The sequence below is a fragment of the Streptomyces sp. NPDC008079 genome (assembly GCF_042957385.1).
Taxonomy (GTDB): Bacteria; Actinomycetota; Actinomycetes; order Streptomycetales; family Streptomycetaceae; genus Actinacidiphila.
Genome location: NZ_JBIBIC010000019.1, coordinates 21,749 through 36,692 on the forward strand (window position 1 = coordinate 21,749; position 14,944 = coordinate 36,692).

General features: G+C 72.6%; 9 protein-coding genes. 6 read left to right on the forward strand and 3 right to left on the reverse strand.

What is annotated here, in order from left to right; genetic code table 11:
- The first annotated feature begins 6 nt into the window (after positions 1–6).
- From ACFZAM_RS29930 to ACFZAM_RS29945, 4 genes are all read left to right on the forward strand, one after another.
- Positions 7–1,446 (forward strand): PspC domain-containing protein, encoded by a 1,440-nt coding sequence (locus tag ACFZAM_RS29930; protein WP_355336819.1) that lies wholly within the window; start codon positions 7–9, stop codon positions 1,444–1,446.
- Positions 1,443–2,135, forward strand: a complete 693-nt coding sequence (locus tag ACFZAM_RS29935) for a response regulator transcription factor (RefSeq protein ID WP_188281968.1) — start codon at positions 1,443–1,445, stop codon at positions 2,133–2,135. Before ACFZAM_RS29930 ends, ACFZAM_RS29935 begins: the two co-directional genes overlap by 4 nt.
- A 101-nt stretch (positions 2,136–2,236) precedes the next feature.
- On the forward strand, positions 2,237–2,509 hold the full coding sequence (locus ACFZAM_RS29940; protein ID WP_391050459.1) for a hypothetical protein: 273 nt from the start codon (positions 2,237–2,239) through the stop codon (positions 2,507–2,509).
- Positions 2,510–2,542: 33 nt separating this feature from the next.
- A complete protein-coding gene (locus ACFZAM_RS29945) occupies positions 2,543–3,184 on the forward strand; it encodes a methyltransferase domain-containing protein (RefSeq protein WP_391050460.1) in 642 nt (213 codons plus the stop codon).
- Between the two features lie 10 nt (positions 3,185–3,194).
- Here ACFZAM_RS29945 and ACFZAM_RS29950 read toward each other — a convergent pair whose 3' ends face one another.
- Positions 3,195–3,932 (reverse strand): methyltransferase domain-containing protein, encoded by a 738-nt coding sequence (locus ACFZAM_RS29950; protein ID WP_391050461.1) that lies wholly within the window; start codon positions 3,930–3,932, stop codon positions 3,195–3,197.
- Between the two features lie 742 nt (positions 3,933–4,674).
- Here ACFZAM_RS29950 and ACFZAM_RS29955 point away from each other — a divergent pair.
- Positions 4,675–11,238, forward strand: coding sequence for an RHS repeat-associated core domain-containing protein (locus ACFZAM_RS29955; protein ID WP_391050462.1), 6,564 nt, complete (start codon positions 4,675–4,677; stop codon positions 11,236–11,238).
- Positions 11,235–12,035: a hypothetical protein gene (locus ACFZAM_RS29960; protein ID WP_391050463.1), complete on the forward strand. Its 801-nt coding sequence runs from the start codon at positions 11,235–11,237 to the stop codon at positions 12,033–12,035. The genes ACFZAM_RS29955 and ACFZAM_RS29960 overlap by 4 nt, the downstream gene beginning before the upstream one ends.
- 131 nt (positions 12,036–12,166) lie before the next feature.
- On the opposite strand, the gene ACFZAM_RS29965 is transcribed toward ACFZAM_RS29960, so the two are convergent.
- On the reverse strand, positions 12,167–13,693 hold the full coding sequence (locus ACFZAM_RS29965) for a VWA domain-containing protein (protein WP_391050464.1): 1,527 nt from the start codon (positions 13,691–13,693) through the stop codon (positions 12,167–12,169).
- A 134-nt stretch (positions 13,694–13,827) separates the two neighbouring features.
- Positions 13,828–14,940 (reverse strand): NlpC/P60 family protein, encoded by a 1,113-nt coding sequence (locus ACFZAM_RS29970; RefSeq protein WP_391050465.1) that lies wholly within the window; start codon positions 14,938–14,940, stop codon positions 13,828–13,830.
- Between the last annotated feature and the right edge of the window lie 4 nt (positions 14,941–14,944).

Below are 14,944 nucleotides of genomic sequence, written 5' to 3' on the forward strand. Positions count from 1 at the left end.
CGGGGTATGTCAGCGAGCAGCCCGGCCGGAGCGTCCGGCATGCCCGGAGCGTCCCGTATGCCGGGCGGGTCCGGCGGACCCGGCGTGCCGGGCGGCCCCGGTCCCGGTGGTCCCGGCCTGGGCGGCTCCGGTGGTCCCGGTCTCGGCGGGCCCGGTGCTCCGCGCGGTCCCGGCGGTCCCAGCGGGGCGTCCTTCCTCTCCTCGCCCCTGTCCTCGCACGAGCCGGGGGATTCCGGGGTGCGCAAGCTCTACCGCAGCTCCGAGGGGCGGATGGTCGGCGGCGTCGCGCGCGGCCTGGCCGGGCACTTCGGCCTGCCCGTGCTGTGGGTACGCGGCCTGTTCGTGCTGCTCGCCTGCTTCAACGGCATCGGCGTGCTCCTCTACGCCGTCTTCTGGTTCTTCGTACCGCTCGGCGTCGGCGGTGTCGCCATGGCCAAGGAGCCGCGCGACGCCCGCTCATGGCTGGCGGGCAAGCGGCCCGACAAGGGCCAGATCATGGCCCTGATCGCGCTAGCCGTCGGCGCGGGCATCCTCATCGACAACCTCAACCTCGGCGCCGCCAACCGCGCCGTGTGGCCGCTGCTGGTCATCGGCCTCGGTGTCGCGCTGGTCTGGCGGCAGGCCGACAACGCCCGCAAGGCCCGCTGGGTCGAGATGAGCCACGGCAAGCGGTTCTGGCCGCTGGCCCGCGCGGCGGCCGGTGTCGCCCTGGTCGTCGCGGGCGTCACCGGCTTCATCGTGGTGCGCGGCTCCGGCAGCCACCTCGGCGGCATCCTCCAGGCCGCGCTCGCCGTCCTCGTCGGCGTCGCCCTGATCGCGGGCCCCTACCTGGTCCGTATGACACAGGACCTGTCGGCGGAGCGGCTGATGCGCATCCGCGCCCAGGAGCGCGCCGAAGTCGCCGCCCACGTCCACGACTCGGTCCTGCACACCCTGACCCTCATCCAGCGGCACGCCGACGAACCCCGCGAGGTCAACCGGCTGGCCCGCGCCCAGGAACGCGAGCTGCGCGCCTGGCTCTACCGCCCCGAGGGCACCGGGCGCGACGACGAGCCGACGACGGTCGCCGAGGGCGTACGCGCCGCCGCCGCCGAGGTCGAGGACGCGCACGGCGTCCCGGTCGAGGTCGTCTGCGTCGGCGACTGCCCGCTGGACGAGAAGCTGGCGGCGCAGATGCAGGCCGCGCGGGAGGCGATGGTGAACGCGGCCAAGTACGGTGGCAGCGGACCCGTTCAGGTCTACGCGGAGGTGGAGGGCGTCAAGGTGTTCGTCTCCGTGCGCGACCACGGCCCCGGATTCGACCTCGACCAGGTGCCGGACGACCGCATGGGCGTCCGCGAGTCGATCATCGGCCGGATGCAGCGCAACGGCGGCGAGGCCCGGCTGCGGGCCGCACCCGGCGGCGGTACGGAAGTCGAACTGGAGATGGAGAGGGTGGCGGCATGAGCACACCGAGTGCGCCTTTGGCGGGGGAGCGGCGGGTACGGGTGGTGCTCGTCGACGACCACCGGATGTTCCGTACCGGGGTCCAGGCGGAGATCGGCGCCACCGAGGAGACCGGTGTCGAGGTCGTCGGCGAGGCCGCCGACGTCGACCAGGCGGTCAGTGTCGTCACCGCGACCCGGCCCGAGGTCGTCCTCCTCGACGTGCACCTGCCCGGCGGCGGCGGTGTCGAAGTCCTGCGCCGCTGCGCCCCGTTGGCCGCCGACCCCGACAACCCGGTGCGTTTCCTGGCCCTTTCGGTCTCCGACGCGGCCGACGACGTCATCGGTGTCATCCGGGGCGGCGCGCGCGGTTATGTCACCAAGACCATCACCGGGCCCGACCTGATCAACTCGATCTTCCGCGTGCGCGACGGCGACGCCGTCTTCTCCCCGCGGCTGGCCGGTTTCGTCCTGGACGCCTTCGCGTCCACCGACGCCCCGCCGGTCGACGAGGACCTGGACCGGCTCACCCAGCGCGAGCGCGAGGTCCTGCGCCTGATCGCGCGCGGCTACGCGTACAAGGAGATCGCCAAGCAGCTCTTCATCTCGGTCAAGACCGTCGAGTCCCATGTCTCGGCCGTCCTGCGCAAGCTCCAGCTCTCCAACCGCCATGAGCTCACGCGGTGGGCGACGGCACGGCGCCTGGTCTGAGCCGGGCGCGCATGCCGGAGCCCGCAGGAGAGCCCGTACGCGAACCTGGCCGCGAGCCCGCAGGAGAGCCTGGCCGCGAGCGACGCGTCACGCCCGGGCGTGTGCTGTGGCTGGCGTGCCTGGCCCTCGTGTGGGCGCTGCTGCTGCTGGCCGGGGTGCTGGACGTCGTCGCCTTCGTCGCCAGCGCGTCCGACACCCCTTACCAGGGCCGGGCCGACGACCGTACCGCCGCCTGGTGGACGCTCTTCGGCCTGGTGATCCCGCTGGCCTTCCTGGCCGCCGTCCTGACCTCCCTGGAACGACGCGCCCGCCGTCGCCGCGGCGGTCCGCCGGGCGGTGACCGCAGGTCGCTGACGGACGGCAGCGTCGGATAAGCGGTGTCAGAGGGCGGCGATACGGTCGCCCGCATGACGGAATCCACCGACCTGACGGACATCCGCGCGGCCTACGACACCGTCGCCGACAGCTACGCCGACCTGCTGCGGGACGCGCTGGCGGCCGGCGTCCTGGACCGCGCGACGCTGGGGGCGTTCGCCGAACTGGCCCAGCGGGGACGGCCGGTGGCGGACATCGGGTGCGGCCCCGGACGGATCACCGGGTATCTGGCGGAGCTGGGACTCGACGTCTTCGGCGTCGACCTCTCGCCCGAGATGGTCGCCGTGGCCCGCCGCGATCTGCCCCGACTGCGCTTCGACGTCGGCTCGATGACCGACCTGGACCTCCCGGACGGCTCCCTCGGCGGCCTCGTCGCCTGGTACTCGATCATCCACCTGCCCCCGCGCCTGCTGCCGCGCGTCTTCGCCGAATTCCACCGCGTCCTGGCCCCCGGTGCCCCGCTCGCCGTGGCCTACAAGATCGGTGACACCCGCCACCACCTCTCCCACGGCTACGGCCACCCCATCTCCCTCGACGTCTACTGGCATCCCCCCGCCCGTATCACCGCCCTCGCCGAATCCGCCGGCCTCACCGTCACCGCCACCACGACCCGCGCTCCGGCCCCGGACGAACGCCAGCCCCAGGGCTACCTGTTGGCGGCCAGGCCCGTCTGAAGGGCGGGGGTCAGGCCAGGGCGACGGTGATGATCTCGCGGCTGGCCGGGGTGACCGGGGTGACCGGGGTGCGGGGCCAGTCGCCGTAGCGGGACTCGGTGCGGAAGCCCGCGGCGGTGAGGAAGGCGTCGAGGGCGGGCTCGGAGAGGAAGCGGAGGGTGGAGCGGTCGGTGTGGAGGGGGGTGCCGTCCGGGGCGGCGGTGGTGGTGGTGAAGGTGACGAGGTCGGGGGTGACGGAGTCGACGGTGTGCCAGACGCGGAGCGGACCGGCGGTGGGGTGGGTGGTCGTGACGGGGTGACCGGGGGTCCAGGACAGCCAGGCGCGGGCCTGGGGGTGGCGGGTCTCGAAGACGAAACGGCCGCCGGGGCGCAGGGCGGCGCGGACGGCGGCGAGCGAGTCGCGGATGTCGTCGTCGGTGAGCAGGCACTGGAAGGCGTGCCCGGTCATGATCGCCAGGTCGAAACCGGCGCCGGGCGGGGCGTCGGCGGCGCGGCCGTCGAGCCACTCGATGTCGGTACGGCGCCGGGCCCGGCGCAGGGACGGGGGGTGCGGGTCGAGGCCGACCAGACGGCCGCGGTGGCCCAGCGCCCGCGCGTGATGCAGCGTCATGCCGGTGCCGCAGCCCACGTCGAGAACGGAGTCCGCGGCCATGACCAGGTCGGTGTAGAACCGGTCGCCGGGTGACCGCTCGGGGTCCCACTGATTGAGCAGGTCGTAGAGCACGGCATCGTCGTCGTCGGTGAACACCGGGACAGTATTGAGGCGCGGCCGTCCGCGGCCAACCGGTTATTCCGGCCGCCGGGAAGGTGCCCCCGGCACGTATGCCTTTCCGGCGCGCTCCGCTATTCGGCCGGCCTCGCCGTTCCACGCCAATCCTTACGAACACGGGGGTTCGTAGTCACCACCCGGCGACCGGTGATTCGATACGCGGCTGTAGGTATCGCTGAGCGTGGGGTGGGGGAAATGGCTCGGGGTGGAGCGGGGCTGTTCGGCGTGCGCGAGGGGCGGTTGAGGCCGCGCGCGGCGGGTGCGGTGCGTGTGAGCGCCGCCGTACCGCCGACGACGGGAGCCATTCCGGGAGTGCCGCCCCTGCCGACGTCACCTACGGATTCCGGTCGTCCGGATTCCGCCGCTCCGGATTCCGGCTATACGGATTCCGCCCGTCCGGATTCCGCCCGTCCGGATTCCCGCGCGAATACAAAAGCGTCCACGGCTTCCGCCCCGCCCGGGGCCGTCGCCTCGCGAACGGCCCTCTCCTCCGGCGGCGGCGACACGGCCGGGGCGGCGGCGCGTCGGGAACGGGCCGACGCGGCCGTCGGCGGGTGACGGCCGCCGGGCGGGGCGGGACGAACCGGCCCGGCCGGGCGCGTGGTGATCGTTCGTGGGGTTGTACGGCCGCGGGGCGGGATGTCCGTCCGCGGCCGGTGTCGGGACTGCTCGTGCCGCGGTGCTCCGGTCCGCGGCCGTCATTCACCAGGGGGTTGTCATCGTGAGATCGGGATTCGCCGGCCGCGGGCGGCGGGCACGCGCCCGCGCGTACCTGCCGGGCAGGCGCGCCAAGCTGTTCGTCGTGGCGCTCGCCGCCGCGCTGACCGTGCCGGTCGGGCTGAGCCCGCTCGCCCACGCCGCGCCGGGGCCGCTGGGCCGCCCCGATCTGCCCGCGCCGCGCAACGGCACGGTGCACACCGCGGGCCTCGGCGCGCAGCAGGCCCGCGCGAAGGCCGCGGCGGGCAAGGCGGCCGACGACCGGAGCGCGCGGCGCGCGCTCGCCGAGCAGCACACGACCTGGCCCAAGGGCAGCACCCTCAAGAGCGCCGCGTCCGGCACCTCCGAGGTCACCGTCCTGGACCGGGCCGCGACGGACGCGGCAGGCGTACGAGGTGTGCTGCTCGCCGTCAAACCGCGGGCGCGCGACGCGAGTTCGGCCTCCGCCGCGCACACCGGCCCGGCCGGCGCACGCGTCCACGTCTCCGTCGACTACTCCTCCTTCGCCTCCGCCTACGGCGGCGACTGGTCCGGCCGCCTGCGCCTGGTGCGGCTCCCGGCGTGCGCCCTGACCACCCCGCAGAAGGCGCGGTGCAGGACCCGGACCCCGGTCCCTTCGTCCGTCAACGACCTTGCCCGGCAGACGATTTCGGCCGACGTCAGCGCCGATGCCGGTGCCGGTGCCAGTGGTGACGCCGGTGCTGACGCCACCGACGACGCCCCCGCCACGGCCGGTACCGACGCCGGCACCCTGAGCGCCTTCGCCGTCACCGCCGACAGCGGCGAGTCCGCCAAGGGCAGCGGCGACTACGGCGCCACCCCCCTGTCGGCGTCCTCCAAGTGGTCGGCGGGCACCTCCTCCGGCTCCTTCGACTGGTCGTACCCGATGGAGGTCGCCCCGTCCGTCGCGGGCCCGGTGCCCGCGGTGACGCTCACCTACGACTCCGGCAGCATCGACGGCCGCACCGCATCGACCAACAACCAGGGCTCGCAGGTCGGTGAGGGCTTCACCGTCTCCGCCGACTCCTACGTCGAGCGCCAGTACGGCGGTTGCGACAAGGACGGGCACGCCGAGGTCTTCGACCAGTGCTGGAAGTTCGACAACGCCTCGGTCGTCCTGAACGGCAAGTCCACGGAGCTGGTCAAGGACGACACCACGGGGAAGTGGCGGCTGGCCGACGACGACGCCTCCACCGTCACCCACTCCACGGGCGCCGACAACGGCGACGAGGGCGACAGCGTGGACGGCGCGGGCGAGTACTGGACGGTGACGACCGGCGACGGCACCCAGTACGTCTTCGGCCTCAACAAGCTCACCGGCGCGGGCACGCAGCGCACCAACTCCGTATGGACCGTCCCGGTGTTCGGCGACGACTCCGGCGAGCCCGGCTACGCCAAGGGCAGCGCCTTCGCCGACCGCTCCTACAACCAGGCGTGGCGCTGGAACCTCGACTACGTCGTCGACACCCACGGCAACGCCGAGTCGTACTGGTACACGGCGGAGTCCAACTTCTACAAGAAGAACGGCTCGAAGACCGCCAACGCCTCCTACACGCGCGGCGGTCACCTCGACAAGATCCTCTACGGGCAGCGCTCCGACACGCTCTTCAGCGCCACCGCGCCCTACGAGGTGACCTTCGGCTACACCGAGCGCTGCACCGCCTCGGACTGCTCGAAGCTGACCAAGGACACCGCGCACAACTGGCCCGACGTGCCCTTCGACGCGATCTGCGCCTCCGGCGCGTCCGACACCGACTGCGCCGCCCAGGCGCCGTCGTTCTTCACCCGCAAGCGCCTCACCTCGGTGCAGGCCCTGGTGCTGTCGGGGACCTCGTACACGCCCGTCGACACCTGGGCGCTGGCGGAGAAGTACCTGGACGCCGGTGACCTCGGCGACAGCAGCGACCAGACGCTGGTGCTCGACTCGATCAAGCGGACCGGCGAGGCCGGCACCGCGGTCCCGCTGGACCCGGTGTCGTTCACCTACCAGATGCTGGCGAACCGGGTCGACGCCACCGACGACATCCTGCCGCTGCACCGGCCCCGCATCCAGTCGGTCACCTCGGAGACCGGCGCGGTCACCAGCGTCACGATGTCGACGCCGGAGTGCGTGCGCGGCTCGCACATGCCCGCCGCCGAGGACAGCGACACCATGAACTGCTATCCGCAGTACTGGCACATCAACGGTGCCGAGGACGCCGGACTCGACTGGTTCCACAAGTACCGCGTCGTGGACGTCACCACCTCCGACCCGGCGGGCAACAACGAGGCGCTGGAGCAGAGTTACGTCTACACCGACCCGGCCTGGCACTACAACGACAGCCCGTTCACACCCGACGACGAGCGCACCTGGTCGGTCTTCCGCGGCTACGGCACGGTCACCTCGTACTCCGGGACCGGCGCGGGCAACCGGCTCAGGACCGTCACCCGCTACATGCAGGGCATGAACGGCGACAAGGTGAAGGCGGGCGGCACCCGTACGGTGACCGTGGCGGGGCTGACCGTGCCGGGACTGACCACGGCGGCGCTCACCGACTCCGACCAGTACGCGGGCTTCCAGCGCCAACAGGTCACCTACAACGGGGACACGCCCGTCTCGGCGACCGTCAACGACCCGTGGTCGGTCAGGACCGCCACGCAGCACAAGTCGTACGCCGACGTCGAGGCGTACTACGTGCGCACCGCGAAGACGTACTCCGACACCTATCTGACCGTGCCCGCCAAGTGGCGCACCAGCACCACGGCCAGCACCTACGACTCCTACGGCATGCCGGTCACGGTCGACGACGCGGGCGACACCGCCAAGAGCGGCGACGAGACCTGCACCCGCACCTGGTACGCCCGCAACGACAGCGCGGGCATCAACTCCCTGACCTCCAGGGTCCGTACGGTCGGCCAGCCGTGCGGCACCGCCGACGCGTCGCTGTCGCTGCCCGCGAACAGCACCACGCGCGGCGATGTGCTCGCCGACACCGCGACCGTCTACGACAGTTCGGCCGCGACGGCCTGGACCGCGAACCAGAGCCCGGCCAAGGGCGACGCGATGTGGAAGGGCCGGGCCGCCGCGTACCCGGCGGGCGCGGACGCCAACGGCGACCGTAACCCCAGTAGTTGGCAGACCACCGGCACCTCGGCCTACGACACCCTCGGCCGGATGACCCTCGCCAAGGACGGCGCGGGCAACCCGACGTCCAACACCTACACCCCGACCGGCGCGGGCGTCCCGACCCGTTCGGTGATCACCAACGCCAAGAGCCAGAAGACCACGACCTTCTACGACGGTCTGCGCGGCCTGCCGACCACCACCTACGACGTCAACACCAAGAAGACCGAGCTGACCTACGACGGTCTGGGACGGCTGACCGGCGTGTGGCAGCCGGGCCGCGTCAAGTCGGCGGGCGACAGCGCCAGCATCGTCTACGGCTACCACATGGAGCGCGGCTCGGCGCCGTACGTCAGCACCTCCACGCTCGGCCCGAACAACGTCCGCAGGGTCACCTACCAGATCGACGACGCGCTGCTGCGCCCGCTCCAGACGCAGTCGCCGAGCCCGCTGGGCGGCCGGGTCCTCACCGACACCCGGTACGACTCACGGGGGTTGGCGTACGAGACCTTCGCCGGGATCTTCGACCAGGACCACACCCCGAGCGGCACGTACGCCCGCGCCGAATACGGCGGCGCGCCCACCCAGCACGAGATCACCTTCGACGGCGCGGGCCGCACCACCTCCGACAAGCTGCTCGTCTACGGCGTGCAGAAGGGCGTCACCGTCACCTCGACGTACACCGGCGACTCGACGGCGACCAGCGCCCAGCCGGGCGGCACCGCCTCCCGTGTGATCACCGACGCGCTCGGCCGCACCGTCGAGCGCCGCGACTACTCGGGCGCCTCGCCCGCCGACGCGGACTACGGCGGCGCCGCCCCGCTGCCCGCGCACACCAGCACCCTGTACGGCCTGACCAGGGACGGCAAGCAGTCCACCGCCACCGGCCCCGACAACGCCAAGTGGAGCTGGGGCTACGACCTGTTCGGCCGTCAGGTCTCCGCGAACGACCCGGACATGGGCGCCACGTCGACCACGTACAACGCGCTCGACCAGATCGCCACGACGACCGGCTCCACGCACAAGACGCTGCTGTTCGAGTACGACACGCTCGGCCGCAAGACCGGCGAGTGGGAGACGGCCAGGACCGACGCGACGAAGATCGCCGCGTGGACGTACGACACGGCCGCCGCGGGACAGCTCGACACCTCCACCCGCTACGACGGCGGACTGGCCGGGAAGGCGTACACCCAGAAGGTCACCGCGTACGACGACGCCTACCACGTCACCGGCAGCGAGATCGACCTCGACGCCAACGACCCGCTGGTGAAGTCGGGTGCGGCGAAGGCCAGTTACAGCTACTCCGCCTACTACAACGTCGACGGCAGCCTCCAGCACACCACCGAGCCCGCCGTCGGCGGCCTGCCGCAGGAGTCCGTCAGCTACGGCTACACGCCGACCGGCCAGATCGAGACCGCCACCGGCACCAGCGGCTACCTCCAGGACACCGCCTACTCCGCGCTCGGCGAACCGCAGCAACTCACCCTGGCCACCGCGGCGTCCGGGGTGAAGAAGGCGTACATCACCAACGTCTACGAGGAGGGCACCAGCCGGCTGACCCGCTCCTCGGTCACCGACCAGACCCACGCGTACATGACGCAGGACCTCAACTACAGCTACGACGACGCCGGGAACGTCACCAAGATCGCCGACCCGACCACGCAGGGCGGCACCGCGCAGGCCGACACGCAGTGCTTCGGCTACGACGGCTACCAGCGGATGACCAGCGCCTGGACGCCCGCCAACGCCGACTGCGCGAGCACCACGACCGGCGGCGCGGCCCCGTACTCCACCGGCTGGACCTACAACCCGGCGGGGCTGCGGCTCACCCGGACCCAGCACACCGCGACCGGCGACAGCACCGCCCAGTCCTGCTACAACGACTCCGCCCACCCGCACGCCCTGACCACCGTCACAGCGGCGGCGAGCTGCACCGGGGCGACCGCCACGTACGGCTACGACGAGGCGGGCGACACCACCAAGCGGCCCGGCCCGAGCGGCACTTCGCAGACGCTGGCCTGGAACAGCGAAGGCGACCTGACCAGGACCACCGAGGGCGCCAAGGTCACCGACTACCTCTACGACGCGGGTGACAACCTGCTGATCCGCCGGGCGTCCGCGGGCGACGGCGAGAGCGTCGTCTACCTGGGCGCCACCGAGATCCACAGCAAGGTCAGCGCCGGGAAGACCACCACCTGGGCGGTCCGCACGTACACCGCGGGCGCCGGGGGACCGGCGATCGCGGTGCGCTCCACCCAGTCCGGCGCCACCATTCTGACCTGGCTCGCGGGCGACAACCACGGCACCAGCAGCCTCGCGGTGGACGCCGGCACGCAGGCCGTCACCAAGCGCTACACCGACCCGTTCGGCGCCGCCCGCGGCAGCGCGCCCGCGACGGCGTGGCCCGACGACAAGACCTTCCTCGGCAAGCCCGCGGACACCGGCACCGGACTCGTCCACATCGGCGCCCGCGAGTACGACCCGTCGACCGGCCGCTTCATCAGCGTCGACCCGCTGCTCCAGACCGACAAGGCGCAGACCCTCAACGGCTACGTCTACGCCGCCGACAATCCCACCGGGCTCGCCGACCCGACCGGCGAGGGCGTTCCCGAGTGCATGACCGGTGTCATCACCGGCTGCCACAACGGCGTGCCCGGCAAGGGCTCGGTCTACCACCCGGACCGCGACCCGGGGAACCGGCCGTCCCACAGCGGCGGCAAAGGCAACGGCAACAGCAACAGCAGTGGCAGCGGCGGCTGCGACCGGGCCTGCCAGAACGCGCTCGCCGCGCTCCAGCAGAACACCTGGAAGGACGACAAGAACGAGAAGAACGTCCACGCGGCGCTGGCCAAGGAACTGCGCGACTACGTCCTCGCCCTCGCCGGGAACACCAACCCCTGCAAGGTCGGCGCGTCCGTGACCTCCGGCACCATGGCCGCCTGCAACCAGATGGGCGGCAACTCGCCGCAACTGACCTGGACCGACCTGCTGCAACTGTGGCTCGGCGGCAAGGGCGCCAATGTGCCCTTCGACGCGAACAGCCTGCTCACCAAGCAGTTGGCGTTCAACGGCCACAGTCTCCAGATCATCAAGAATCTGGCCAGGGCGGTCTCGGACGCCGACTTCGGGGCCGACATTGACGCGCTGGGAGGCCAGGACGACTATGTCGACGGGAAGAACCTCGGGGAGAAGATGAAGAATCTGCCCAAGGACCTCAGCGGCATGGCCACCAGGGGGCGCGTGGGCACCAAGGTCCCCGAAGCCTTCACCGGCGGCTACGACCTCGTGTACCAGGTGATCAACCAGAACAAGAAGGACCACTCCATGACCGTGGCCTTCGCCGCGTTCAACGACACCGGCACCGCGTCCGCCTTCCACTTCGGGGTCCCGGACATCAAGCAGGGCTACGGAGGAGCGAGCGTGTACCAGGAGTACTACTGGTCCGTCACGGTGAGCGTCGAGTGACCACCGGTCCGCAGGCCACGCTCCCCGCCGCACCGGACGGCGGGGAGCCCGGGGGGCCGGGCTCCGGCGGTCACGGCTCCGGGCCCGCCGCCCGGCTCGACCGGCTCTGGGGGCCCGCCCGCTGGGTGCTGCTGGCCGTGCTGGTGCTGTCGTTCGCCACCGTCCTGCTGCGGATCGTGCCGGGCGGCGGGTCGACCGGCGCCCTGGCGCGGGACATCGAGGCCGGGCGGACCCACTCGGTACGGGTCGACGACCAGGGCTCCGACGGGATCACCGTCCGCTGGAGCGCCGGGCCGCTGACCGAACGGCAGTACACCTACCGGCCCGCGAACCCCTTCCCCGGCGGCCGGAACGGTGTCGTCGGGGAGTTCACCGCGGACATCAGGCGGCAGGCGGGACCCGCGGCCGACGGCCTCGCCGTACGGAGCTTCGACAGCTCCTACGGCGCCGGGGGCCTGACGCTGCTGGTGCCCGTCGCCTACGTCCTGCTCACCCCGTGGGCGTGGCTGCGGGTGGCGGCGCTGCTCGCCGGTCTCCTGGTGGTCGTACGGACGCTGGCGGTGACCCGGCACCGGCGCGCGAGCGGCCCCGCGTGGCTGCTGGCGTGCGCGGTGACGGGGGCCGGTTTCTTCGGCTACCTGTGGGCGGAGCCGGGAGGCGGCCCCGGCACCGGCACCTCGGGGGACGGGTCCGTACGGGCGCCGCGGTGGACGCGGGCCTGGCTGGCGTCGCTCGCCTCGGCGGCCGGGCTGGCCGTCCTCGGCGCGCTGCTGCTGCTCGTCGCCGGGCGGTACTGACCCGGCGACCGGTGGAGGCGTACGGCCGCGGGCGCGCGCTCAGCGCAGGATGCCCGCGGCCGTCGCCGCGCTCAGCGCAGGATGCCCGCGGCCGTCGCCGCGCTCAGGACAGGATGCCCGCGGGCAGGCGCTCAGCGCAGAATGCCCGCGGCCGTCGCGGCCTTCAGCCAGGACGGGAACTCGGTGAGCAGGCGGTCGTACAGCTCGGCGTCGGAGAGGCTGGCGATGTCGTCGACGGCGAAGAATCCGACGTTGTCCACGCGGCGGCCGGTCATGGTGTCGAAGCGCTCCAGGACGCCGTAGTTGGACTGGCCGAGTCCGACGAACTGCCAGAACAGCGGCTCCTCGACGGCCCCGCGCAGCTCGTGCTCGATCTCCGCGTTGCGGTAGACACCGCCGTCGGAGAAGAAGAGCACGAGGGTCGGGGCGGCGGACGGCTCGCCGCGCACGTAGTCCCGTACCTGCGCGATGACCTTCTGCTCCTCGTTGCCGAAGCCGACCAGCTTCATGTCCACCTGGCCGTTCGGAGACGGCTTGCGGCGCTTGAAGATGCCGATCGCGCCGACCCGGACGTGCAGTTCCAGCCACTGCGGCAGCGAGCCGAGGTCGAGGTCGGGCAGCCGCGCCGGGTTGCTGGCGAAGGTCCACGCCTGCATGACGCCGTCCGGTACGAGCGCGGCGGCCACGGCCGCCATCCGCTCCACCACGTCGTGCACCACGCGCCGCGAGTACAGGTGGGACATCGACCCCGACGCGTCCAGCACGATGATCACCCGCGCCCGGACGTTGTCGGCGCCGTGCTTGCGCAGGCTCACCGCGACCTGCTCCTTGCGCAGCGACAGCCGCTTGCGCATGTCGACCGGCAGGTGCTCCTCGCCCTTGACGAGCGAGGGCGCACCGGAGCCGGGGGCAGGCGCCGACGCGTATCCGGACGCGGGCTGCGCGCCGTACGCAGAGCCGTACGGGGAAGCGGGCTGCGCGGGCGCAGAGCCGTACGGGGAAGCGGGCTGGGCGGGCGCAGAGCCGTACGGCGAGGGCGCCGCGTACGGGGACGCGGGCGGCGGGGGCGCGGCGGGCATCGGCGGCGCGGCGGCGGGCGCCGTCACGGGAACGGGCGCCGCTTCCTCCTCCTCCGCGTCCACGCTGATGCCGAAATCGGTGGCGAGCCCCGCGAGGCCCGAGGCGTACCCCTGGCCGATCGCGCGGAATTTCCAGCCGTCCCCGCGCCGGTACAGCTCACCCGCGACGAGCGCCGTCTCGGATGTCGCGGTGACCGGGAAGTACGCCAGTTCGGCGCCGGACGCCGCGTCCAGCAGCCGCAGTCCGAGGCCGGTCATCGCGCCGAAGGTGCCGCCGTCGGCGGACGCGCACAGCATGATCCGCTCGATCCCCGGCTCGACGCGCGCCAGGTCCACCTCGATGGTGTCGGTGACCACGGCCGCCTGCCGCTTCCCCGCGTGCCGTACGGCCCCCGACGCGTGTCCTGGCTGGTTGTAGAAGACGAAGTCGGCGTCGTCCCGCACCTTCCCGCCGCCCGCCAGCAGCAGCGCCGACGCGTCGGCGTCGGGCCCGCCGCCCGCTCCCCAGGCCAGTTCGGCCCGTACGGCGGGCACGGCGACCGGCACATTCGCACCCTTGCTCAGCGGCGTAGACGTCATGGGGCAAGTCTGCCCGGAGTCGGGCGGTTCGTCAGGAGAAGAGCTTGTCCGGATTTCGTATCAACATCTGACGTACGGACCGGTGGGCGGGGCGGACGGGCCGACGGCCGGGCTCAGCGGGCGGGCGGCCTCGGTCAGGTGGGGCGGGTGGCTCCCGCGAAGGGCATCTCGGAGATCGGGGCGATACGGACCGGGGCGCCCGGGTGCGGGGCGTGGATCATCTGGCCGTTGCCGATGTAGAGGCCCACGTGGCTGATGCCGGAGTAGAAGAAGACCAGGTCACCGGGTTGGAGCTGGGACTCGGAGACCCGGGTGCCCGCGTTGATCTGGGTGTACGTGGTGCGCGGGAGCGAGACCCCCGCGGCCCTCCAGGCGGCCTGGGTGAGGCCGGAACAGTCGTACGAGTTGGGCCCGGTGGAGCCCCAGACGTACGGCAGGCCGAGCGCGCGGTAGGCGAAGGCGACGGCCTGGGCGGCGCGCGAGGACGGCGCGGCGACGGGCGTCGTGTCGCCGGGCAGCGGCGTACGGATGCTGGCGCGGGTCGCGGCGGCCGGTCCCGACGACGGGGTGTCGGCGGCCTCGACGGCCGCGCGCTGGGCGGCCGTCAGCCGGTCGAGCAGCGCCCGCGCCGCCCGCAGCTTGCCCTGCACGGTCGCCTTGCGCGCGGCCAGCTTGGACTGCGCCTCCTTGAGCGCGTCGAGTTTCGCGTCGGCCGCGTCATGGGTACGGGTGACGTCCCGCTGCTCCTCGGTGAGCTGCGCGAGCGCGGTCGCCGTCCGCGAGTCGAGGCGGTTGAGCATCCCGGCCCGGTCCAGATACGTGTCGGGCGAGGAGCTGAGCGCGAGCTGCACGCTGGGGTCGAGCGAGCCGGTGCGGTACTGCGCCGCCGCGAGGGCGCCGATCGTGTCGCGGGTGGCGTTCAGCCGCGCGGTCTTGCGGGCCAGTTCGTTCTGCAGATCGGCGACCGCGGCGCGGGCCTGATCGGCCTGCTCCTTCGCGCCGTTGTACTGCTCGGTGGCGGCCTCCGCCTGCCGGTAGAGCGTGTCGACCTGGTCCTTCACCTCGCTGAGCGAGGCCGGTGCCTGCGGCCGCGGGTCCGCGAGGGCGGATTCGCCGAGCAGGCTCACGGAGGCGGCGGACGCGAGCGCCACGGTGAGGGCGGCGCGGGTCGCGGTGAGCGCCGACGTGCGGGCGGACGTACGCGCCGCCGAGGTTCTGCGGTGTGAGGCGGGACTGTGGGAGGCCATGCGG

What these genes read in the sequence shown, in the direction of transcription:
- ACFZAM_RS29930 (WP_355336819.1), top strand. Translation starts at nt 7, where the DNA reads ATGTCAGCGAGCAGCCCGGCCGGAGCGTCCGGCATGCCCGGAGCGTCC.
- ACFZAM_RS29935 (WP_188281968.1), top strand. Translation starts at nt 1,443, where the DNA reads ATGAGCACACCGAGTGCGCCTTTGGCGGGGGAGCGGCGGGTACGGGTG.
- ACFZAM_RS29945 (WP_391050460.1), top strand. Translation starts at nt 2,543, where the DNA reads ATGACGGAATCCACCGACCTGACGGACATCCGCGCGGCCTACGACACC.
- ACFZAM_RS29965 (WP_391050464.1), bottom strand. Translation starts at nt 13,693, where the DNA reads ATGACGTCTACGCCGCTGAGCAAGGGTGCGAATGTGCCGGTCGCCGTG.
- ACFZAM_RS29970 (WP_391050465.1), bottom strand. Translation starts at nt 14,940, where the DNA reads ATGGCCTCCCACAGTCCCGCCTCACACCGCAGAACCTCGGCGGCGCGT.